20 protein-coding genes and 1 pseudogene are annotated in these 21,124 nt (G+C 63.2%); 7 read left to right on the plus strand and 14 right to left on the minus strand.

Going from position 1 to position 21,124, the window contains the following annotated elements:
* Positions 1 to 19 precede the first annotated feature (19 nt).
* Positions 20 to 733 (plus strand): sulfate transporter family protein, encoded by a 714-nt coding sequence (locus DMO26_RS28505; protein WP_117195777.1) that lies wholly within the window; start codon positions 20 to 22, stop codon positions 731 to 733.
* On the opposite strand, the pseudogene DMO26_RS34575 reads toward DMO26_RS28505, so the two are convergent.
* A pseudogene (locus DMO26_RS34575) lies at positions 730 to 921 on the minus strand (VOC family protein); the annotation flags it as partial. The gene DMO26_RS28505 and the pseudogene DMO26_RS34575 overlap by 4 nt on opposite strands.
* A gap of 3 nt (positions 922 to 924) precedes the next feature.
* Entirely contained in the window at positions 925 to 1,722 is a 798-nt protein-coding gene (gene nth, locus DMO26_RS28515; protein ID WP_117195707.1) for an endonuclease III, read from the minus strand.
* Between the two features lie 21 nt (positions 1,723 to 1,743).
* Here nth and DMO26_RS28520 point away from each other — a divergent pair, with 21 nt between their 5' ends.
* Positions 1,744 to 2,241, plus strand: coding sequence for a DUF2244 domain-containing protein (locus DMO26_RS28520; RefSeq protein ID WP_162895095.1), 498 nt, complete (start codon positions 1,744 to 1,746; stop codon positions 2,239 to 2,241).
* 160 nt (positions 2,242 to 2,401) lie between these two features.
* Positions 2,402 to 3,283: a methylated-DNA--[protein]-cysteine S-methyltransferase gene (locus DMO26_RS28525; protein WP_117195708.1), complete on the plus strand. Its 882-nt coding sequence runs from the start codon at positions 2,402 to 2,404 to the stop codon at positions 3,281 to 3,283.
* Between the two features lie 99 nt (positions 3,284 to 3,382).
* On the opposite strand, the gene DMO26_RS28530 is transcribed toward DMO26_RS28525, so the two are convergent.
* Positions 3,383 to 4,315 (minus strand): sugar-binding transcriptional regulator, encoded by a 933-nt coding sequence (locus tag DMO26_RS28530; protein WP_404947094.1) that lies wholly within the window; start codon positions 4,313 to 4,315, stop codon positions 3,383 to 3,385.
* 262 nt (positions 4,316 to 4,577) lie between these two features.
* On the opposite strand from DMO26_RS28530, the gene tal reads away from it, so the two are divergent.
* Positions 4,578 to 5,534, plus strand: coding sequence for a transaldolase (gene tal, locus DMO26_RS28535; RefSeq protein ID WP_117195711.1), 957 nt, complete (start codon positions 4,578 to 4,580; stop codon positions 5,532 to 5,534).
* A gap of 54 nt (positions 5,535 to 5,588) precedes the next feature.
* Here tal and DMO26_RS28540 read toward each other — a convergent pair whose 3' ends face one another.
* From DMO26_RS28540 to DMO26_RS28570, 7 genes are all read right to left on the minus strand, one after another.
* Positions 5,589 to 6,386 (minus strand): class I SAM-dependent methyltransferase, encoded by a 798-nt coding sequence (locus DMO26_RS28540; protein ID WP_117195712.1) that lies wholly within the window; start codon positions 6,384 to 6,386, stop codon positions 5,589 to 5,591.
* 159 nt (positions 6,387 to 6,545) lie between these two features.
* Positions 6,546 to 7,841: an MFS transporter gene (locus DMO26_RS28545; protein WP_117195713.1), complete on the minus strand. Its 1,296-nt coding sequence runs from the start codon at positions 7,839 to 7,841 to the stop codon at positions 6,546 to 6,548.
* A 78-nt stretch (positions 7,842 to 7,919) separates the two neighbouring features.
* Positions 7,920 to 8,321: a MarR family winged helix-turn-helix transcriptional regulator gene (locus tag DMO26_RS28550; RefSeq protein WP_117195714.1), complete on the minus strand. Its 402-nt coding sequence runs from the start codon at positions 8,319 to 8,321 to the stop codon at positions 7,920 to 7,922.
* Between the two features lie 50 nt (positions 8,322 to 8,371).
* On the minus strand, positions 8,372 to 9,205 hold the full coding sequence (locus DMO26_RS28555) for a metal ABC transporter permease (protein WP_117195715.1): 834 nt from the start codon (positions 9,203 to 9,205) through the stop codon (positions 8,372 to 8,374).
* On the minus strand, positions 9,202 to 10,062 hold the full coding sequence (locus tag DMO26_RS28560; protein WP_117195716.1) for a metal ABC transporter permease: 861 nt from the start codon (positions 10,060 to 10,062) through the stop codon (positions 9,202 to 9,204). The genes DMO26_RS28555 and DMO26_RS28560 overlap by 4 nt, the downstream gene beginning before the upstream one ends.
* Positions 10,043 to 10,951 carry a manganese/iron ABC transporter ATP-binding protein gene (locus tag DMO26_RS28565; RefSeq protein ID WP_162895096.1) on the minus strand — a complete coding sequence of 303 codons (909 nt, stop codon included), beginning with the start codon at positions 10,949 to 10,951 and terminating at the stop codon, positions 10,043 to 10,045. The genes DMO26_RS28560 and DMO26_RS28565 overlap by 20 nt, the downstream gene beginning before the upstream one ends.
* Positions 10,948 to 11,847, minus strand: a complete 900-nt coding sequence (locus tag DMO26_RS28570) for a metal ABC transporter substrate-binding protein (protein ID WP_117195717.1) — start codon at positions 11,845 to 11,847, stop codon at positions 10,948 to 10,950. Before DMO26_RS28570 ends, DMO26_RS28565 begins: the two co-directional genes overlap by 4 nt.
* Positions 11,848 to 12,104: 257 nt before the next feature.
* Between DMO26_RS28570 and DMO26_RS34985 the strand changes: the two genes are divergently transcribed.
* Entirely contained in the window at positions 12,105 to 13,595 is a 1,491-nt protein-coding gene (locus DMO26_RS34985) for a hypothetical protein (protein WP_117195719.1), read from the plus strand.
* Positions 13,596 to 13,849: 254 nt separating this feature from the next.
* On the plus strand, positions 13,850 to 14,167 hold the full coding sequence (locus DMO26_RS28580) for an antibiotic biosynthesis monooxygenase family protein (protein ID WP_117195720.1): 318 nt from the start codon (positions 13,850 to 13,852) through the stop codon (positions 14,165 to 14,167).
* A 196-nt stretch (positions 14,168 to 14,363) separates the two neighbouring features.
* Here DMO26_RS28580 and lysS read toward each other — a convergent pair whose 3' ends face one another.
* The 3 genes from lysS to DMO26_RS28595 form a co-directional block, all read right to left on the minus strand.
* Positions 14,364 to 15,860, minus strand: a complete 1,497-nt coding sequence (gene lysS, locus DMO26_RS28585; protein WP_117195721.1) for a lysine--tRNA ligase — start codon at positions 15,858 to 15,860, stop codon at positions 14,364 to 14,366.
* A gap of 205 nt (positions 15,861 to 16,065) precedes the next feature.
* A complete protein-coding gene (gene gltX / locus DMO26_RS28590; RefSeq protein ID WP_117195722.1) occupies positions 16,066 to 17,523 on the minus strand; it encodes a glutamate--tRNA ligase in 1,458 nt (485 codons plus the stop codon).
* Between the two features lie 126 nt (positions 17,524 to 17,649).
* The gene (locus tag DMO26_RS28595) at positions 17,650 to 19,422 is read right to left on the minus strand and encodes an SLC13 family permease (RefSeq protein WP_117195723.1); all 1,773 of its coding nucleotides are present in this window, start codon (positions 19,420 to 19,422) and stop codon (positions 17,650 to 17,652) included.
* Between the two features lie 202 nt (positions 19,423 to 19,624).
* On the opposite strand from DMO26_RS28595, the gene DMO26_RS28600 reads away from it, so the two are divergent.
* The gene (locus DMO26_RS28600; protein WP_117195724.1) at positions 19,625 to 20,170 is read left to right on the plus strand and encodes a glutathione peroxidase; all 546 of its coding nucleotides are present in this window, start codon (positions 19,625 to 19,627) and stop codon (positions 20,168 to 20,170) included.
* Positions 20,171 to 20,293: 123 nt separating this feature from the next.
* On the opposite strand, the gene DMO26_RS28605 is transcribed toward DMO26_RS28600, so the two are convergent.
* Positions 20,294 to 21,058 (minus strand): TerC family protein, encoded by a 765-nt coding sequence (locus tag DMO26_RS28605; RefSeq protein ID WP_117195725.1) that lies wholly within the window; start codon positions 21,056 to 21,058, stop codon positions 20,294 to 20,296.
* Positions 21,059 to 21,124: the final 66 nt, after the last annotated feature.

Here is a 21,124-nt window from a genome sequence, read left to right on the forward strand (position 1 = left end):
GGCACAACTGGAGACGCCGATGATCCTCGACGCCGCACGCCTTTCGCTCACCAATCTCTTCGCGCCCGAGACGCGCGCCGTCTTCTGGAAGACGCTGGGGCTGACGATCCTCGTCCTCGTCGGCCTCTGGTTCGGATTGCGCGAGGTTTTCGTTCTCTTCGCCTGGCCGTGGTTCGCCGCCTTCTTCCCCGATTTGCCGGACTGGGCCGGTTGGCTCACCTTTCTGGCCGCCATCGCCGCCGGCATCGGCCTGGCCTTGGGGCTCGCGCTTCTGATCGCGCCAATCACGGCACTGATCGCCGGCCTTTTCCTCGACGACGTCGCCGAGGTGGTCGAAAAGCGCGACTATCCCAACGATCCCCCCGGCAAGGCGATGCCGCTCGGCCAGGCGATCCTTGGCTCGATCCAGTTCCTCGGCGTCGTCATCGTCGGCAACGTCATCGCGCTTTTCCTGCTGTTCATTCCCGGCATCAACCTGATCGCCTTCTTCCTGGTGAACGGCTATCTGCTCGGCCGGGAGTTCTTCGAGTTCGCGGCCATGCGATTCCGCCCGCCGGCGGAAGCCCGCGCCTTCCGCTCCAAACATTCCTCGACGGTATTCATCGCCGGGCTTTTGATCGCCTGTTTCCTGGCGGTCCCGATCGTCAACCTTCTGACGCCGCTCTTCGCCGCCGGCCTGATGGTGCATCTGCACAAGGCCATTTCGAAGCGCGATCCGGGTTTCAGGATTTAGGCGGGCAGTGCCGAGCCATCGTGCAGCGCCGTGAATTCGGCGCACGGCGGGATCGGCTTGACGACCTCGATCAGGATGCCGTTCGGGTCCGACGTGATGAGGTGCCGCTGGCCAAAATCCTCGCCGCGGATATCACGGCGGATCGGCAGGCCAGCGGCCTTGAGGCGCTCGTAGACCGCATCGACATCCTCCTAGACGGTCTCGGCGGCCTCGCCGATTAGCTGCTGCGGCAGTTCGACGAGGGCGGCCGGCACATCGCAGGTCTTTTCCGGCGAGCGGCAGAGATCGGCGATCACGCAGCGCTCGCATTCCGGCTTGCGCGCCTTGCAGCAATAGCGCCCGTGCAGGATCAGCCAGTGATGCGCATGGAAGAGATACTGGTCGGGAATCACCTTCAACAGGTTCTCCTCAACCTCGTCCGGCGTCTTGCCAGGCGCGAGCAGCAGCCGGTTGGCGATGCGGAAGACGTGGGTGTCGACCGCCAGCGTGGGAATGCCGAAAGCCATCGACATGACGACATTCGCGGTCTTGCGGCCGACGCCCGGCAGGCGCATCAGTTCCTCGCGGGTTTTCGGAACCTCGGAGCCGAATTCGTCGATCAGCATGCGACAGAGCGCGATGACGTTCTTCGCCTTGTTGCGGTAGAGCCCGATCGTCTTGATATATCGGGTGACGCCCTCCTCGCCGAGAGCGAGCATCTTTTCCGGCGTGTCGGCCACCTTGAAAAGAGCGCGCGTCGCCTTGTTAACGCCGGCATCCGTCGCCTGCGCCGAGAGCGCCACGGCGACGACGAGCGTGAACGGGTTCACATGCTCCAGCTCGCCCTTCGGCTCGGGCCGCTGGATCGAAAACCGGCGGAAGATCTCCTCCAATTCGGCCTTCGAATAGGCGGATTTGAAGCGCTTCGTTTTTTTCGCGCCCCCGGGGTCGGTTGCGCGATTTGACTTTTGCAAAGTGCCTGTGCTGGATTTGGATTTGGGAGTCGCCATATGCCTGTATAGGCATTCCGCATGAAGGAAAGCAACGTGGACGTTTTCAACGATCAGCCTGTTTTCGCGGCCGAACTGACGCCTTACCGATCGCTCGGCAAGACGGGCTTCCGGGTCGTGCTGGCGCTGACCGGGGCGATCTGCGCCGTCTACGGCGGTTTCTTCCTGTTGACCGGCGCCTACCCGATCGGCCTGTTCTTCGGGCTGGATTTCCTGGGCCTCTATATCGCGCTGAAGATGAGCTATCGTTCCGGCCGGCAGCGGGAAGAGGTGAGCGTGTCGCGCACCAATCTTTCGATCCGGAAGTTTTCGCCGGCGGGGCGCATGGTCGAGCACCGGTTCAATCCGTTCCGGGCACGGTTCGACGTGCACCGCCACGAGGAGTTCGGCATTACCGGCATGTATGTGACGGGCGAGGGACGGGGAACGGATATCGGCTCCTTCCTCAATCCGGACGATCGCGAAAGTTTTGCCAAGGCCTTCCGGAGCGCGCTGGCGACGGTGAAGCGGCGCATCTGAATTCCCGGCGGAAATTTCGTCGAAGAAACACTCGGCCCGACAAGAAACGGGTGGTTTCGGCGAAGCCGAAGGGGCATTTACGGAGCATATCAATTGCACAGCGGTTTTTGCGCGCCGATGTTCCATCGACCGGTGCGCCACGCTGCAGAGGAGACACGCCATGAATGCTCTCGCACAGATCGATGCGCCAGCGCTCGACATCACGCCGGAAGGTTCGGACTACGAAACCGTTCGCCGCGTCATCGAAATGATCACGCTCGACTACCGCGACCAGCCCTCGCTCGAAACCATCGCCGCAGAACTCGGCCAGTCGCCGACCCAGCTCCAGAAGGTTTTCACCCGGTGGGCGGGATTGTCGCCCAAGGGGTTCCTGCAGGCGGTCACGCTCGACCATGCCAAGCGCCTGCTCGGCAAGGAGGAGCTGCCGCTGCTCGAAGCCTCCTGCGAACTCGGCCTGTCGGGTCCGGGCCGGCTGCACGATCTCTTCGTCACCCATGAGGCCATGTCGCCCGGCGAGTGGAAGGCGCGCGGCGGCGGGCTGACGATCCGTTACGGTTTTCATCCCTCGCCCTTCGGCCAGGCGCTGGTCATGGCGACCGACCGCGGCCTTTCGGGCCTCGCCTTCGCCGATCCCGGCTGCGAAGAGTCCGCTTTCGAGGACATGGCGCGCCGCTGGCCGAATGCCGAATACGTGCTCGACCAGGAAGCGACCGCTCCTTACATCAAGCGCATCTTCGACCGGTCGCAATGGTCCTGCGACCAGCCCCTCAAGGTCGTGCTGATCGGCACCGACTTTCAGGTACGGGTGTGGCAGAGCCTGCTGAAGATCCCGTTCGGCAAGGCGGTCACCTATTCCGACGTGGCGAACGACATCGGCCAGCCGACCGCCAGCCGCGCCGTCGGTGCGGCAGTCGGGGCGAACCCGATCTCCTTCGTGGTGCCTTGCCACCGCGCGCTCGGCAAGAGCGGGGCGCTGACAGGTTATCACTGGGGTCTGACGCGCAAGCGGGCGATCCTAGGGTGGGAAGCGGGGAACGCGTGATTTATTCAGGTTTTGCGTTTGCCCTTCGCCCTCTCCTCGCAGGCGGGGAATGGGGAGAGGACCCGCAGGACGCAGGCGGACGAGGGGCGGTCGCCACAATTAAACGGCTGCCGTCAGGCGTAACAATTCCCGCGCCGCCGTTTCGTCGGTGATCAGCGTATTGCAGCCGACCCGGCGGATCGTGGCGCGGATCGCGACGGCGCGGTGGGCGCCGCCGGAGGAAAGTACGATGTGCTTCGCCTTCTTCAGGGTATCGAGGTCGATCGACATCACCCGCTCGTTCAACGCGTGATCCACCGAGCGGCCCTCTTCATCGAGGAAGTTGAACATCGTGTCGCAGACGCAGCCGGCGGCGATCAGGCGGTCCAGCTCGGCCTTGGAAATGAAGCCTTCCGACAGCGAGGTGGAATGCGGGCCGATATCGCCACAGCTTACCACTGCGAGGTCGAGGTTCTCGGCGAGGTCGTAGATTGCTTTCAGGCCGCACTGTTCAATCAGCGCCCGCTTGGTCTTGACCGAGTCCACCAGAAGCGGCGCCAGGAACATGTAGCATTCGGCGCCGAGCTGGCCGGCGAAGCGCCATGTGTAGTCTATCGGGTTCGTCTGGTGCACGGCGACGATGCCGCCGAGCAGCGACACGACCTTGCAGTTTTCCCGCCGCGGCGGGCGGAAACTGGACAGCGAGGCGGTCATGGTGCGGCCCCAGCCGACCCCGATCGTCATGTCGTCCTGCACCACTTCGGAGAGGAATTGCCCAAGCGCCAGGCCGACCGCGCTTGCCAGCGCCGTGGCGCTGCCGTCGCGCGGTGCGGGCACCACGAGCGCCTCGTCGAGGCCATAGGCTTTCTCGAGCTGGATCGCCAGTTCCACGCAGCTGTCGATGCCCTCGCTGATCCAGATCTGCACCTCGGAACGCTTCATCGCCTCGTCGAGCAGACGGATCACCGTGGAGCGGCTGAGGCCCAGCCGCTCGGCGACATCTTTTTGCGTCAATCCCTGGTTATAATAAAGCCACGCCGCGCGCAGCCGCATCGAAGCAGCATCGGAATAGGCGGTATGGGTCTCGCGTCTGAGCCTTGCCAAGATGTCTCCAGGGTCTGCTGAACGGGCGTGGTGAACAGGTCCCCTTGATATTTGGCCCAATTGAAACATATGTCAATTCACGAGGACAAATGTCTTGACTTCTTAACCATCAGCGGGGGATAGTCCCCTCAAGCGCAAACGGGTTGTCCAGGGTGACTTGGGAGCCGAAGCGCACGATGGGCGTTTTAAGGTGATATCGAGGAATATTCGGATGACGTCGAAACTTGAGCAACTTCGTTCCATGACCACGGTCGTCGCCGATACCGGCGACATCGAGGCGGTCGCCCGCTTGAAGCCGGTGGATTGCACCACCAATCCTTCGATCGTCCTCAAAGCCATCGGTACGCCGGTCTTTGCCGACAAGGTCAAGGAGGCGATCGCCTGGGGCAGGAAGCAGGGTGGTCAGCAGGATGCCGTCGTTTCCGCCGTGGCCGACCGCCTGGCGATCTCCGTCGGCGCAGCCCTGTCCGAGCTCGTCCCCGGCCGCGTCTCGACAGAAGTCGATGCCGACCTTTCCTTCGATACGGAAGCCTCGATCGCCAAGGCCCACCAGATCATCGCCGCTTACAAGGAGCGCGGCATCGAGCGCGACCGCATCCTGATCAAGCTCGCCTCCACCTGGGAGGGCATCCGCGCGGCCGAAGTGCTGCAGACGGAAGGCATCGACTGCAACCTGACGCTCCTCTTCTCCCAGGCGCAGGCGATCGCCTGCGCCGAGGCCAAGGTCTTCCTGATCTCGCCGTTCGTCGGCCGCATCCTCGACTGGTACAAGAAGTCGACCGGTCAGGACTATACGGCCGAAACCGATCCGGGCGTCGTCTCGGTGCGCCAGATCTACAACTACTACAAGGCGAACGGCATCAAGACGATCGTCATGGGCGCTTCCTTCCGCAATGCCGGCGAAATCGAGGCACTGGCGGGCTGCGACCGCCTGACGATCAGCCCGGCGCTGCTCGATGAACTCGACAAGGACAGCGGCAAGCTGGAGCGCAAGCTGTCGCCGGAAACCTTCAAGGCGGAACCGCTGCGGGCGCTCGACGAAAAGCAGTTCCGCTGGATGCTCAATGAAGATGCGATGGCGACCGAAAAGCTCTCGGAAGGCATCCGCGCCTTCGCCAAGGATCTTGGCGCCCTTCGCGACCTCGTCCGCAAGGACCTGGCTGCCTGATATCGCGATCCACCGCCGACATGAAGGCCCGTCCCGCGACGGGCCTTCATGCGTTCAGGTTTCTTTCCTGCTGAGGAAGAGGCCGGTTTCCTTTGCGGCTTCAAGCACGCCGCCGCCGCGTTCGAAGGCCCGGGCGATCGCCTCGCGGAAGGCGGCAAGTTCAGGCTCGCCCGCCCTGTCGCCCGGCGGATAGGAGGTGAGTGCCAGGAACACATCCTCCGGTTCGGTGATCTTCATCATCGCCGGATGCTGGAAGAAGGCGACGTTGCCAAATACGGCGCGCATCAGCGCCTCGGCCTTGTCGTAACCGAAGGCCTCGCCGGCGGGATCGGCGGGCGGACTGCCGAAGACCGTCGTCAGTTGGTAGATTTCCCGCATATTTCCGGCGCCGTTGGTCGTGACGGCAAGGGTACCGCCGGGCTTCAGGACGCGGGACATTTCGGCGAGGGCCGCGGGCTGGTCGGCGACGTGATAGAGCATGTGCATGGCGATGACGGCCTCGAACGAGCCGTCATCGAGGGGAAGGGCGGTGGCGTCGGCCTCGCGCCCCGTCACCGATGCGAAGGGCAGCGCCCGGCAACGTTCCACGGCCTCGGCGACCATGCCGGATGATTGATCGGCCAATGTCAGGTGCAGACCTTCGGGCGCGTCCTTCATCACCGAAGCCCAGAACCAGGCCGGGCCGCAGCCGATGTCGAGGACCCTGTCGCCCGGCTTCAGCGGCAGCCGTCTTGCGACCCAGGGAAACCAGCCGGTTTCGGCAATCGTATATTGCCTGTTGAGGCGCGCCCGGGCGGCGAGCTTGCCGCTATCCGCATATTGCTGGGCATTTCCCGAGGTGATCGACGACATGATTGCTCCTGTGAGGGGCGGCTCTTTTCCCGGGGCGGAACGCCGTGCCGTGTCATACTCCGCCAATCCCGCACTTTTGCAATGCAAAATCCCGGCGACCGTGATGGCCGCCGGGACGATAGCTCCAGGGCAGGAGCGCGGAAGGATCGTGTTTGCGGATCAGGCCGGCTGCGGAACCGCTGTCGCCGAACCCGGCTTCCTCAGGAGCAGGACGGAGACGGCGGCGATCATGCACATCACGCCGGCGATCTGCAGGGCGGGCATATAGGTGTCGAAACCGCTCTTGAAATAACCCGCCCCGTAAGCTGCGGTCGCCGCGCCCAGCTGGTGTCCGGTGAAGACCCAGCCGAAGACCATGCCGGCCTTCTCGCGGCCGAACTTGTCGGCGGCGAGCTTCACGGTCGGCGGCACCGTGGCGATCCAGTCCAGACCATAGAAGACGGCGAAGGCCGAGAGTTCGTAGAAGCTGAAGCCGGAGAAGGAGAGGTAGATCAGCGACAGGCCGCGCAGCCCGTAATACCAGAAGAGCAGGATGCGGTTGTCATACCGGTCGGAAAGCCAGCCGGACATGATCGTGCCGAAGAAATCGAAGATGCCGAGCACGGCCAGCGTGCCGGCAGCGGCAACCGGCGCGAGGCCGAAATCGCCGCAGATCGAGATCCAGTGGGTCTGGATCAGTCCGTTGGTGGAGAGGCCGCAGACGAAGAACGTGCCGAACAGGACCCAGAACGTGCCGCTGGCCGAAGCGCTCCTCAGCGTCGTGATCGGCGAGACCAGCGTCGTCAGCAGCTTGTGATCCTGCTTCGGCGGCTTGGAGACCGTCGTCTCGCCGTAGGCGGGCAGGCCGACATCGACGGGATGATCCCGCATCAGGAAAAACACGAGCAGCATGGCCGCGGCGATGGCGGCGGCCGTCAGGACGAGCGCCGTGCGCCAGCCGTAGCTCTCGCTGAGCTGTGCCAGCAGCGGCAGGAAGACCAGCTGGCCCGTTGCATTGCTGGCGCTCAGCATGCCCATGACCAGGCCGCGGCGCTGGGAGAACCATCGCGAGGCGACGGTGGCGCCGAGCACCATGGCGGTCATGCCGGTACCGACGCCGATCACCACGCCCCACAGCGCGACCAGCTGCCAGACCTCGGTCATGAACAGCGAGACGACGATGCCGCCGAGGATCATCACCAGCGCCGCCGTGACGACCTGGCGAATGCCGAAATGGTTCATGAAGGCGGCGGCAAAGGGCGCAAGCAGGCCGAACAACACGAGGCGCACGGCCATGGCGGAGGAGATGTCGGCGATGTCCCAGCCGAATTCCTGGTGCAGCGGCTGGATCATCACGCCGGCCGAACCCATGGCGCCGGCGGTCGCCAGCATGGTCAGGAAAGTGGTCGCGACGACCACCCATCCATAGTGCAGGTTTCTGGTCGCCATCCAGCGGGCGGCGGGGGTGGAGAGCATTGTGGAATTCCCTTTCCTGGTGATTGCCGCACCGGCAGCGTTAGAGTTCGGGTATATACCCGTTTCTGGTCGAAAAAATCAGAGGGCTATGAGCAGCTCCTGCAATTGCCTTGTCTTCTCAGGTCCCAGCCGTGCCTCGATATCCTCCTGGACGCTATCCCAGAGCGGCGCGCCCTGTTTGAGGATCGCATGACCCTGCGGCGTGATGGACAGCATCGCTTCCCGCTGGTCCTCGCCGTGGCCGATCGCCACCAGTCCCATGCGCTCCAGCACCTTGGCATTGCGGCCAACCGTCGAGCGGTCCAGATCCACTTCCACGGCAAGATCGGTCAGCGATACCGGCGCCAGCCGGTTGATATTCCTCAGCAGGCTGAACTGGCCGATATTAACGCCAAGCGGCGCCAGCGCCTCGTCATAGTAGGACGAGACCTTTCGGGAGGCTTTGCGCAGCAGGATGCAGTGGCAGGTGTCGTTGGGCATGGCGCGGGTATATACCCGCAGTTCGATCGGCGCAAGGGGCTTTCGAAAAATCAGGAGGTGGTGCGGGCGGCGAGTGATATCCTGACGAAGGCGAAGACGAAGAGCGCCGTCATCAGCAGAACGATCGTGGGGGCGGGGGCGCTGTCGAGGAGGAAGCTCAGGTAGATGCCGGCAACCGACGAGCCGGCGGCGATCGCGACCGCTGTGATGAGCATGGCGGTGAAGCGGCGTGTCAGCAAGAAGGCAATGGCGCCCGGAGCCACCAGCATGGCGACCGAGAGGATGATGCCGACCGCCTTCAGCGCGCCGACGACAGTGAGCGACAGGACGGCGAGCTGCCCGTAATGCAGGAGCCGCACCGGCAGGCCGATCGCCTTGGCGTGCTGTTCGTCGAACGAATGGACCAGCAGGTCCTTGCGGAGAATGACGAGAAAAAGCGTCGACACAAGCGCGATCAAGCCGGTTTCGACGAGGTCCGCGGGCACGATGCCGAGCATGTCGCCGAACAGGATGTGGTCGAGATGCACATCCGCCTGCACCTTGACGTAAAGCACCAGGCCGAGCCCGAACATGCCGGAGAAGACGATGCCGAGTACCGTGTCCTCCTTGATACGGCTGTTCTCCTTCAGGAAGCCGGTCATCAGCGCGCAGGCCATGCCGGCCACGAAGGCGCCGACCGACAGAGGAATGGACAGTATATAGGCGATCACCACGCCCGGCAGCACCGCATGGGAGACCGCGTCGCCCATCAGCGACCAGCCCTTCAGCACCAGGAAACAGGAGAGGATGGCCATGGGCACCGCGATCATCAGGGTCACGGCGAAGGCCGATTGCATGAAGGGAAGCTGGAAGGGCAGGAGCGCCAGCTGCAGGGTCTCGCTCATGCGGTTTCCTCCAGGGAGGCTTTCAAGCGGCGACGGGCGGCGAGCATGCCGTGTTTCGGGGCGAACAGGAAAGCCAGCAGGAAAAGCGCCGTCTGCAGCACGACGATGACGCCGCCGGTCGCGCCGTCGAGAAAATAGCTCAGATAGGCGCCGACAAAACTTGTCGCCGCGCCGATCAGCAGCCCCATCAGGATCAGCCGTTCGAACCGGTCCGTCAGCAGATAGGCGGTGGCGCCGGGCGTCACCACCATGGCGATGACCAGGAAGGCGCCGACGGTCTGCAGCGCGGCGACCGTCGAGGCGGCGAGCAGGGTGAAGAACAGCACTTTCAGAAGATCCGGCTTCAGGCCGATGGTGCGGGCGTGGTTCTCGTCGAAGAAGGCGAGCATCAGATCCTTCCATTTCAGCGCCAGGATGAGGAGGCTGACGCCGCCGATGATGGCGAGCTGCAACGTATCCTCGGGCGTGATGGCGAGGATGTTGCCGAGCACAATGGTCTGGATGTTCACCGACGTCGGCGATAGCGACACCATGAACAGACCGAGGCCGAAGAAGGAGGTGAAGATCAGGCCGATGATGGCGTCTTCCTTCAGTCTTGTTCGCTGGTTGAGGAAAAGCATGGCACCGGCCGCAAGGCCGCCGGAAATGAAGGCGCCGATCGAGAAGGGCAGGCCGAGCATATAGGCGCCGGCTACGCCCGGCACGATCGAGTGAGACAGCGCGTCGCCGATCAGCGACCAGCCTTTGAGCATGAGATAGGCGGAAAGGAAACCGCAGACGCCGCCGACCAGCGCACTGACCCAGATGGCGTTGCGCATGTAGCCGTAGGTGAAGGGTTCAACGAGCGTCTGAAGCATCAGTCTTGGTCTCTTTCCGAGGGCCGCTCTTTTCCTTGCCGTTCTCGCCATAGATGACGAAGGGGCGCTCGTCGTCGCTGATCACCTTGACGCGGCGGGTATCGGCATCGTCGTGCAGCTCCGGTCCGCCGAGGATGAAATGACGCAGCACGCCGCCGAAGGCCTTTTCCAGATTGGTCTCGTTGAACGTATCCTCCGTCCTGCCATAGGCAAGCACCGTGCCCTTCACGAAAACCGTGCGGTCGCAGAAGTCCGGGACGCTGCCGAGATTGTGGGTCGAGACCAGCATGACCCGGCCTTCGTCGCGCAGGGCCTTCAGGAGGGCGATGATCTGTTCCTCGGTCGTCACGTCGACGCCAGTGAAGGGTTCGTCGAGCAGGATGACCTGGCCTTCCTGCGCCAGCGCACGGGCGAGGAAGACGCGCTTGCGCTGGCCGCCGGAAAGCTCGCCGATCTGCCGCTTCCTGTATTCCTCCATGTTCACCCGTCTCAGTGCTTCCGTGACCATGTCGCGGTCGCGGCGCGAGGGGATGCGCAGGAAATTCATGTGGCCGTAGCGGCCCATCATCACCACGTCCTCGACGAGGACCGGGAAGTTCCAGTCCACCTCTTCGGCCTGCGGGACATAGGCGACGAGGTTTTTCCGCAGCGCCTCCCTGGCCGGCATGCCGAGGATCTCGACCGAGCCTTGCGTCAGCGAGACGAAGCCCATGATCGCCTTGAAGAGGGTCGACTTGCCGGCGCCGTTGACGCCGACCAGCGCGGTGATCGTCCCCTTCGGCACGGCAAAGCTTGCCTGCCGCAACGCCGTATGACCGTTGCGATAGGCAACGGTCACGTTTTCCAGCATCAGGCCCGTGCCGACGGGCTTGGTCTTGCCCATCATCATTGCGCCAGACCCCTGGCGATGGTCTCGCTCGTCACGCGAAGCAGGTCGAGATAGGTCGGCACCGGGCCGTCGGCTTCGCTGAGCGAGTCGACATAAAGCACGCCGCCGTATCTTGCGCCGGTTTCGGAGGAGACCTGCCTGGCCGGTTTGTCGGAAACGGTGCTTTCGCTGAAGATGACCTTCACCTGGTGCTCGCGCATGGCATCGATCACCGCGCGCACCTGCTGCGGGGTGCCCTGGCTGTCGGCATTGACCGGCCAGAGATAGAGTTCCTTCAGGCCGAAATCGCGCGCGAGGTAGGAAAAGGCGCCCTCGCTCGTCACCAGCCAGCGGTGGTTTTCCGGCAGTTTGCCGAGCTGATCGCGGATCGGCTGCACCAGCGCGCGGATCTTGTCCGTATAGGCCTTGGCGTTGGCGGCATAGCCATCGGCATGGGCCGGATCGATCTGCGCGAGGCCCTTGCGGATGTTCTCCACATAGATCACTGCGTTTTCCGGCGACATCCAGGCATGCGGGTTCGGCTTGCCCTGGTAGGCGCCTCCGGCAATCGCCATCGGCGTGACGCCGTCCGAAACGGTGATGCTCGGCACCTTGCCGAGGTTCGCCAGGAATTTCTCGAACCAGAGTTCGAGATTGAGGCCGTTGCGCAGCACGAGATCCGCATCGCGGGCGCGCAGGATATCGCCCGGCGTCGGCTGGTAATTGTGGATTTCGGCACCCGGTTTGGTGATGCTCTCGACCGTCGCCGCATCGCCTGCGACGTTGCGCGCCATGTCCGCGATAATGGTGAAGGTCGTGACGACTTTGGGTTTTTCCTGTGCCTGGGCCGTGACCGGCAGCGCGAGGAGGGGGATGGCGAGAAGAACGGCAAGGCTTGCGAGTCTACGGAACGGCATCGTTTCGAAAATTCCTTATTGCAACTCATTCGCAACACAATCTAGTGGGCTTTTCGATGTTGTCAATGCAATTGCAACTCATTCGCAACAATATTCCATGCATCGAAATGATACGCGACAGGAGTGCCCATCATCGCCGCCGCGGGCGAAAAATCGGGTCCGGTTAAAGCTTCCTCAAGGAGAATAGGGGATTATGCCGCCGATATTCCATCCTGTTGTTTTGCGTTCATGGAGTTGATCATGCCGGAGCTCGGCAAGTGAAGGGTCTGAAGTTCCGGCTTTCGAAGAAGCTCCTTTTCATCATGATGGGCAGTGTCGTCGTGCTGGGCGGCGGTAGCGGCGCGGCGGCGGTCTTCATCGGCACCGACAAGATTCTCGGCCCTTCCTATCTGGAGATCAACGGGCTCGAGTGCACGGCGGTCGATACGGTCAAGATCAAGCGGGACCAGCGTTATTGGGTGCGCAGATACGTGGTGAGCGACGAGCCGGGTGACGGCATGGCGCGCATCCGCACCGCGTTGCGCGTCGCCAAAGCCGTTCAGGAGAAGGAAAAGGCGGATCTCGTCCAGGTGGCGATGCTCGACAAGGCCGGTCCCAAGGATCGCGCTCAGATGCGCGGCCGCACGATCGGCGCGCAGGTCGTCTACATTCCCGACCCCAAGAAGGCTCCGGAAGGGACGGCCGTGCAGCCGTTTTCGGCCTATTATCTGGATGGCGCGGCCAATTCGAACGGCGAATATTACGGCATGCGCATCGACCTGCCGCTGGAAGACATCGAGGCTCTGACCGCCCGGCTGACCGACAAGGCCGATTGCGCCGATCCGGTCGTGGCGGCGCCGGCGGGCGAGCATGGCGCACCTGCCGCCGGTCACGGCGAGAAGGCCAAGGGCGGCGGCGATCACGGCAAGCCTTCCGGTGGTCATGGCGAAGCAAGCGGCGGCCATGGCGAGCCCTCCGGACACGATGCGGCGCCGGCTGCGGAGGGTCACGGTGCTCCGGCTGAAGGTCATGGCGATGAAGTAGCGGCCAAGGAGAGCGGCGGCTTCCTGAGCTCCATCACGGGGATGATCTTCGGTTCCAAGACGGAAGAAGCGCCGGCGGAAGGTCATGCGGGCGAAGGCGAAGCGCAGGCGGCGGCACCTGCCGGCCATGATGCACCTGCCGGCGACCCTGGCAAGGCGGTTGCGGAAGGCCATGGCGACAAGAAACCCGCCAGCTCGAAGCAGGCCGCAGGCGCCGAGCATGGCGTGGACAAGCCTACCTCCGCGAAACAGGCGGCGAATGATCACGGCGCAAAACCCGCTCCCGCGAAGGAGCAGGCTGCTGCGGCCGAACTGAAGAAGGAGGAGGGCGGGTTTCTCGCGTCGCTCACCGGCATGATCTTCGGCAGCGGCGAGACGGAAAAGCCCGCCGCATCCCAGGAGGCAGCCCAGCCCGCCCCCAAGACGGCGAAGGCAACGGAACCTGCGCCGGAACCCCGCACCTCAGCCGAAGGCGGCAAGCGGTGGTCCAAGCAGACCGAGGCCGACGCGGTCCGTTCCGACGGCGGGAAAGCCGAGGCAGCCCGTGCCGAACCTGCGCCGGCGCCGGCCGATGGTTCCACCGATGCGGATGCCGCAGGTGCCGCCTGGCTCGCCAAGCTCAGGGGCGAAGCGCCCGCAGCCGCGGCCCCTGCACCGGCAGCGCCCGCGAAATCGGCCAAGCCGGACCAGGAAGCGTCCGCCAAGCCGGCAAAGATTGTACACTGATGCCTTTCCGGCGCCGGCGGCGAGGAGCCGCTTGCGCGTTCGGAGAATGGCGCTAGAAATATCATCGTCGAAAAGGACCTGAAACGGCATCGGTCAGTCCGTTTCCTTCCCTTGGGGAAGCTCCGTACCGCTATTTCAGCGGACCCGCGGCAAGCAACCGGCGCAAACGCCGGCGGCTTGGTGTGCGATCGGACCTCCGTTCCGCATCTCCTTGATCCGCCGGGTTTGCGTCTTCCCGAACGAAGGAGATCGCAATGCCCATCATCCGTGCCGAAAGCGGCGTCATCACCCAGATCAACGTGTTCACCGTGCCGGAAGGCGGGCAGCAGGCGCTGATCGCCTATCTTGGCGAAGCGGCGAAAATCGCAAGCGACGTGCCCGGCTGGATATCCGCCAGCCTGCACCGCAGCCTCGACGGAACCAAGGTCGTCAACTATGCCCAGAGCAAGGACATGGAGGCGGCGAGGCGCGTCATCGAGCGGCTGCGCTCCGCGGGAATGATCGACGGCAACAAGGCGTATGGGGAGGCCAGTCCGGGATTGTACGAGGTAGTGTTTGCGTTGGAGCGCTGAAGGGCGAGGGTCGATTGCCCCTCATCCGCCTGCCGGCACCTTCTCCCCGCTTGCGGGGAGAAGGACCTATGCCGCGCCGCTTTTCCCTTCCGCGAGCGGTGCGAATGGCACGTCCCTCTCCCCGTTAAAGCGGGGTCCGAAGGGTTAAGACAAGCGGCTCAACCCAGGCAAGGGTTAGGGTGAGGGCAAGCTTCACTCAATCCTGCTTGCTGCGTCGCGCCGGGAACAGAATGACATCGCGGATCGAGGGTGAATCCGTCAGCAGCATCACCAGACGATCGACGCCGATGCCCAGACCGCCAGCCGGGGGCATGCCCTGGTCCATGGCGTCCAAGAATTCGTCGTCGAGCTGCTTTTCCTTCTCGCCGCGGGCGTGGGCCTGGTCCAACTGCTCCACCATGCGGCGGCGCTGTTCTTCCGGATCGTTCAGCTCGGAGAATGCGTTGCCGAGTTCCCATGTGTTGCAATAGGTTTCGAAGCGTTCGACGAGGCGCGGTTCGCCCGGCACTTCCTTGGCGAAGGGCGAGATGTCCTTCGGGAAATGGGTGACGTGGCTCGGCTGGATCAGCGTCGGCTCGACCTTTTCCTCGAAGACGAAGGCGAGGCATTCGCCCCAGGTCCAGTCTTTCTCGACTTCGAAACCGGCGGCCTTGGCTGCGGTGCGGGCTTCCTCGTCGGTCTTCATGGCCAGGAAGTCTATGCCAGTCGCTTCCTTCACCGCATCGGGCATCGGCACGCGCTTGAACGGTCCCTTGAACGACAGTTCCTTGTCCTGGAACTTGAACTCGGTCGAGCCGTGGATGGTCATGGCGAGCGTCGAGAACATGCGTTCGACGAGGTCCATGATGTCCTCGTAGTCGGCATAGGCCCAGTAGCACTCCATCATGGTGAACTCGGGATTGTGGCGGGTCGAAACGCCCTCGTTCCTGAAGTTGCGGTTGATCTCGAACACCTTGTCCGTGAGACCCGAAACCAGCGTGCGCTTCAGGTAAAGTTCCGGTGCGATGCGCAGGAACATATCGAGTTTCAGCGTATTGTGGTGCGTCTTGAACGGCTCGGCGGTGGCGCCGCCATAGACCGAATGCAGCATCGGCGTTTCGACTTCCATGAAGCCGTCGTTTTCCATGAACCGGCGGATGCCGGAGACGATACGGCTTCTCTGCTGGAAGCGCAGCTTGGATTCCTCGTTGGTCATGATGTCGAGGTGGCGCTTGCGGTAGCGCAGCTCGACGTCCGACAGTCCGTGCCACTTTTCCGGCATCGGCAGCAGCGACTTGGTCAACATGGTGATCGACTGGGCATTGATCGTCAGCTCGCCGCGCTTGGTGCGGCGCACGACGCCGGTGACGCCGATGATGTCGCCGATGTCGATCATGGGCAGCAGGTCGCGGGCTTCTAGGCCCGTCACGTCCTTGTGGGAAAAGATCTGGATCTTGCCCGAGGCGTCGTGGATATCCATGAACATGCCGGAATTGCGCGAGGAATAGACACGGCCGGCGACTGTCACGATATCCTGCGTCTCGACGTCCGCCTCCAGGTTCTTATATTTCTCGGCGAGATCCGCATTGTTCATGGTGCGGTGGAAATGCGCCGGGTAGACGTCGCCGACCTTCTCGCGAAGGATGGCGAGCTTCTGGGCGCGCACCTGCGTGGCGTCGGAGGAGAGGGCGGTTTCGTTGGTCGTATCGGTCATCGTTCAATTCCTGTAGCGGCGTGGCCGCGCGGCCAGTCGTCTCTGTATCCGTCATTCCTGTGCTTGTCACAGGAATCCAGTGCGCCCAAGTCTTTGGGCGCGGAAGACTTAATTCATTCTTTTACGGCGCAGACGCACCGTGGCTGGATTCCTGTGACAAGCACAGGAATGACGGAGGAGAGGCAGTGTCCCGCCTCCGCAAGCATCAATTCCCGCTTCCCATCGTCTGTGCCACCACCGTCGCGGCGATCTTCAGCCGCTGGCGTACGACCGAGCGGCCGAGGAGCGCCATCGAGTCGAACAGCGGCAGAGAGCGCGACGAGCCCGACATGGCGACGAAGAGCGGCGGGGTGACGACGCGCAGCTTCTTGCCGAGCCGGTCGGAAATGGCGCGCAGTTCCGCGTCGATCGATTCGACGTTCCATTCGATCATCTTCTCGAAATCGGCCTGCACCGTGTTGATGATCTCCAGCGTTTCGGCAGGGCTGGTCTTCAGGCCCGCGAACGAGGCCGGCGTCAGGCCGACGTCGGAGGACAGCAGGAAGCCGGCGAGGTTCGGCAGCTCGCCGAGCTTGGAAATGCGGCTCTGCGAAAGCTTCAGGCCTTCCGTCAGGCGGCTGTTTTCCGAGGCCCATTCGAGCGTACGGGCGACGAACTCTTCCGGGGTCAGCTTCTCGCGGATCCAGCGGCCGTTCAGCCAGTCGAGCTTCTGGATATCGAAGATCGCGCCGGCCTTGGAGAGGTTTTCCGGGTCGAACTTTTCGCAAAGCTCGTCCATGGTCAGCATTTCCTCGCCTTCGGCCATCTGGACGAAGAACAGGCCCAAAAAGTTCATCAGCGCTTCCGGCAGGTAGCCCAGCGCGGAATAATAGGAGATCGAGGTCGGGTTCTTGCGCTTCGACAGCTTCGACTTGTCGGCATTGCGCATCAGCGACAGGTGCATGAACACCGGCTGTTCCCAGCCGAAATAGCGGTAGAGCAGGATATGCTTCGGCACCGAAGCCAGCCATTCCTCGCCGCGCGCCACATGGGTGATCTTCATGAGGTGGTCGTCGATGACGTTCGCCATGTGATAGGTCGGCATGCCGTCGCCCTTGATCAGCACCTGCATGTCGACCGAGTCCCACGGGATCGATACGTCGCCGTAGACGCCGTCGTGGAATTCGCAATTGCCTTCGGCGGGAATCTTCATGCGGATGACGGAGCTTTCGCCGGCCGCCAGCTTTGAGGTCACTTCCTCGGCCGTCAGATTGAGGCAGAGACCGTCGTATTTCGGCGGCTTGCCGGCGGCGCGCTGGCCTTCGCGCATCTGCTCCAGCCGTTCCGGCGTGCAGAAGCAGCGGAAGGCATGGCCCTTGTCCAGCAGTTCCCGTGCGTAGGGCTGGTACATGTCCTTGCGGTCGGACTGGCGATAGGGGCCGTAGGGGCCGCCGATATCCGGGCCTTCCGCCCAGGTGAGCCCGGTCCATTTCAACGCATCCAGCACCTTCTGCTCGAATTCCAGCGTGGAACGGGTCGCATCGGTATCCTCGATGCGCAGGATGAATTCGCCGCCGTGCTTCTTGGCGAAGAGGTAGTTGAAGAGCGCGATATAGGCGGTGCCGACATGCGGCTCGCCGGTGGGCGAGGGAGCGATGCGGACGCGGGGCTTGGTGGCGATCATGAGGAATGCTCTATCTGTGGCGGCCGGCAAGGCACGCAAATGGGCGCCGAGCCTGTTTTAGGAATGCGGATTGGCGCAGGCTTAGGCCATATTCAGCCGCAAGCGTCAAGGTTTTTGGGATCAACCCTACCTTACCGGCCAGACATAGAGGAGCGCCGGCACGCTGACGAGGATGATCAGGAAGGAAAGCGGCAGGCCGAGGCGCGGGTAATCGGAGAATTTGTAGCCGCCGGGGCCGAAGACCAGCGTGTTGCACTGGTGGCCGACGGGGGTCAGGAAATCGCAGCCGGCGCCGATCGCCACCGCCATCAGGAAGGCTTCCGGCCGGAAACCGAGATTGGCGGCAAAACTCGCGGCGATCGGCCCCATGACGAGCACGGTCGCGGCGTTGTTGAGGAAGGGCGTTACCGCCATGGCGGAGACGAGGATCAGGCCGAGCGCACCCCAGGCCGGAAGGCTTGCCGCGGCCTGACCAAGCCAGCCGGCGATCAGCTCGCTGCCGCCGGTGGTCCTGAGCGAATCCGACACGGGGATGAGGGCGGCCAGCATGACGAGGATCGGCCCGTCCACCGACTTGTAGAAGTCGTTCAGGGGGATCGCCCGGAAGACGACCATGCCGAGCGCGGCGGTGAAAAACGCGACCGGCACGGAGGCGATGCCGATCGCGGTGGCGGCCATGGCAAGCGCCAGGATAATCAGGGGAAAGAAGGCCCGCCTCCGGGTTCCGAGCAGGACTTCGCGCTGGGCAAGCGGCAGAAGCGAAAAATCCTGCAATACGAAGGGAAGGCGCTTGCGGCTGCCCTGCAGCACCAGCACATCGCCGGCAGTCAGCGTCAGGTCGCCCAGCCGCTCCTTCACCCTTTCGCCATGGCGGCTGATCGCCAGCAGATTGACGCCGCGGGTATAGGAGAGCGCCATCTCCTTGGCGGAAAGGCCCCTCAGCGGCGATTCCTGGCTGACGACCGCTTCGATGGAGATGACGTCCGCCACCACCTGGCCGTTCTCCTTCAGCGGCTTGCCGGAAAGCTGCAGCTTTCCGGCGGACACGATGCGGTCGAGCGCGGTGGACGGGCCTTCGAGCAGCACGATATCGCCTTCGCGCAATCTGAGGTCGGGGAAGGGAGACATGCGGGTCGTGCCACGCAGGACGGCGGTGGCGATAGCCTCGCCGTCGCCGAGCTTCAGAAGTTCGCCGAGCGGCTTTTCCAGGAGGGGCGACTGGGTGGTGATCGCCACTTCGGACGTGTAGTTCTTGATTTCGACCGCTTCCTCGATCGAACTGTTCTGCTTCGTGCGGCTCGGCACCAGCCAATGGAAGAAAAGCAGGAAGGTTATGCCGACCACCGTCAATATGCCGCCCATGGGCGTAAAGTCGAACATGGTGAAGCTGGTGCCCGTCAATTCGGCCCTGAGCCTGGAGACGACGATATTCGGCGAGGTGCCGATCTGCGTCATCAGCCCGCCGAGCAGGGCGGCGAATGCCATCGGCATCAGGTATTTCGACGGGGAGGCGCCGGATTTCCTGGCGAACTGGAAAGCGACCGGCATCATGATCGCCAGCGCCCCGATATTCTTGATGAAGGCGGAGAGCATCGCCACGACGATCATCAGCAATGCGAGCTGGGTGTGCAGCGTGTTGAGGTTCGGGAAGAATTTCTTGATCGCCGTGTCGACAACGCCCGAGCGCGCCACGCCGGCCGAGACGACCAGCGCGCTGCCGACGATGATGACGATATCGTCCGAAAAGCCGGAAAACGCCTTGTCCGGCGGCACGATGCCGACCGCGACCGAAAGAACCAGCGCGCAGCAGGCGACGACGTCATAACGGAAACGATCCCAGATGAAGACCGTCATCATCAGGGCGATGACGGAGAAGGCGAGGATCTGCTGGGTGGTCATGCGGCTCCGGCGGGTCTGAGAAATGGGCGAAGGATATCCGCCTTGCGCAATAATTGTCTTTCTCGCGCGGTGTATCAATCCCGACCGCTTCCCAAAGTTCCGTGCTCCGGAGTGCGGGACGGGACAGCTGTCCACTGGACAATCGAAGCCGCAGGGATAGTTTGGGCAGCCCAAATAATTTTCAGTTCGAGGAGATTTCCAGATGAGCGACGTTTTGAACATTCCGGTGAAGCTTGCCGATGGCCGCGAGACCTCCCTCAACGAATTCAAGGGCAAGGTGATGCTGGTCGTCAACGTCGCGTCGAAATGCGGCCTGACCAAGCAATATGAGGGGCTGGAAAAGCTCTATGAGGACAAGCGCGATGCAGGCCTCGTCATCACCGCTTTCCCGGCCAACGATTTCAAGGGCCAGGAGCCCGGCACGGATGCCGAGATCGTCGAGTTCTGCCAGCTGACCTACGACGTGAAATTCCCGATCTTTTCGAAGATCTCCGTGAAGGGCGAGGACAAGCACCCGCTCTACCAGGCGCTGACCGGCTCCGGCGTGCAGACCACCGGGGACGGCCCGATGAAGGAGCGGCTGCGCGGCTTCGGCATGGCCGTCGAGGATGACGGCGAAATCCTCTGGAACTTCGAGAAATTCCTGATCGGCCGTGACGGCGAGATCAAGGCCCGTTTCGCTCCGGACGTGACGGCGGAGGATGGCCGTCTGGTCGAGGCGATCGAGAGGGAACTGGCGAAGAGCTGAATACGGCCTTCAGCGGTCGATTCCTGTCGGAAGAGCACGAATAACACCGGCTCCAGGCCAGAGACAACCCGATCGCCCCTTGACCGATGGAAGGGCGCCTCCGCGGCGCCCTTCTCATCCTTGTCAATGCAGCGTCTGGCCGCCGCCCTTCTTCCGTTTGCGGGCGTTGCGGGCGAACATGTTGAGCACTTCGACCCCGGCGGAGAAGGCCATGGCGGCGTAGATATAGCCCTTCGGCACGTGCACGCCGAAACCCTCGACGATCAGCGTGCCGCCGATCATCAGCAGGAAGGCGAGCGCCAGCATGACGATCGTCGGGTTCTTCTCGATGAAGTTGGCAAGCGGGGTCGCGGCGAGCAGCATGACGGTGACGGCCGCCAGCACGGCGACGACCATGATCGGCAGGTGCGGCGTCATGCCGACGGCGGTGATGATGCTATCGATCGAAAAGACGAGGTCGAGCAGCAGGATCTGGCCGATCGCCGAGGCGAAGCTCATCTTCACCACGTCCTTGCCGGCGCCGACAAGGTCTTCCTTGTGGTCTTCGATATCGACGGAATGGTGGATTTCCTTGGTCGCCTTCCAGACGAGGAAGAGGCCGCCGGCGATCAGGATCAGGTCCTTCCAGGAGAAGCCGTGGCCGAAGGCCGTGAAGATCGGGTTGGTGAGCTGAACGATCCAGGCAACAGTGCCGAGCAGGCCGAGCCGCATGATCAGCGCCAGACCGATGCCGATCTTGCGGGCGCGGTCGCGATGTTCGGGGGGCAGCTTGTTGGTCAGGATGGAAATGAAGATCAGGTTGTCGATGCCGAGCACGACTTCCATGACCACGAGTGTCACAAGCGCCACCCAGGCCGCCGGGTCCGCTATGAGCGCTGCAATGTCCATCCATTTCTCCTGTTTTCAATCCACACGCGCAATTGCGGGCCGCATTTAAGATGCGACCGGGTAAAA

Origin of the sequence: Rhizobium terrae, from assembly GCF_003425685.1 — a bacterium.
Classification (GTDB): Bacteria; Pseudomonadota; Alphaproteobacteria; order Rhizobiales; family Rhizobiaceae; genus Neorhizobium; species Neorhizobium terrae.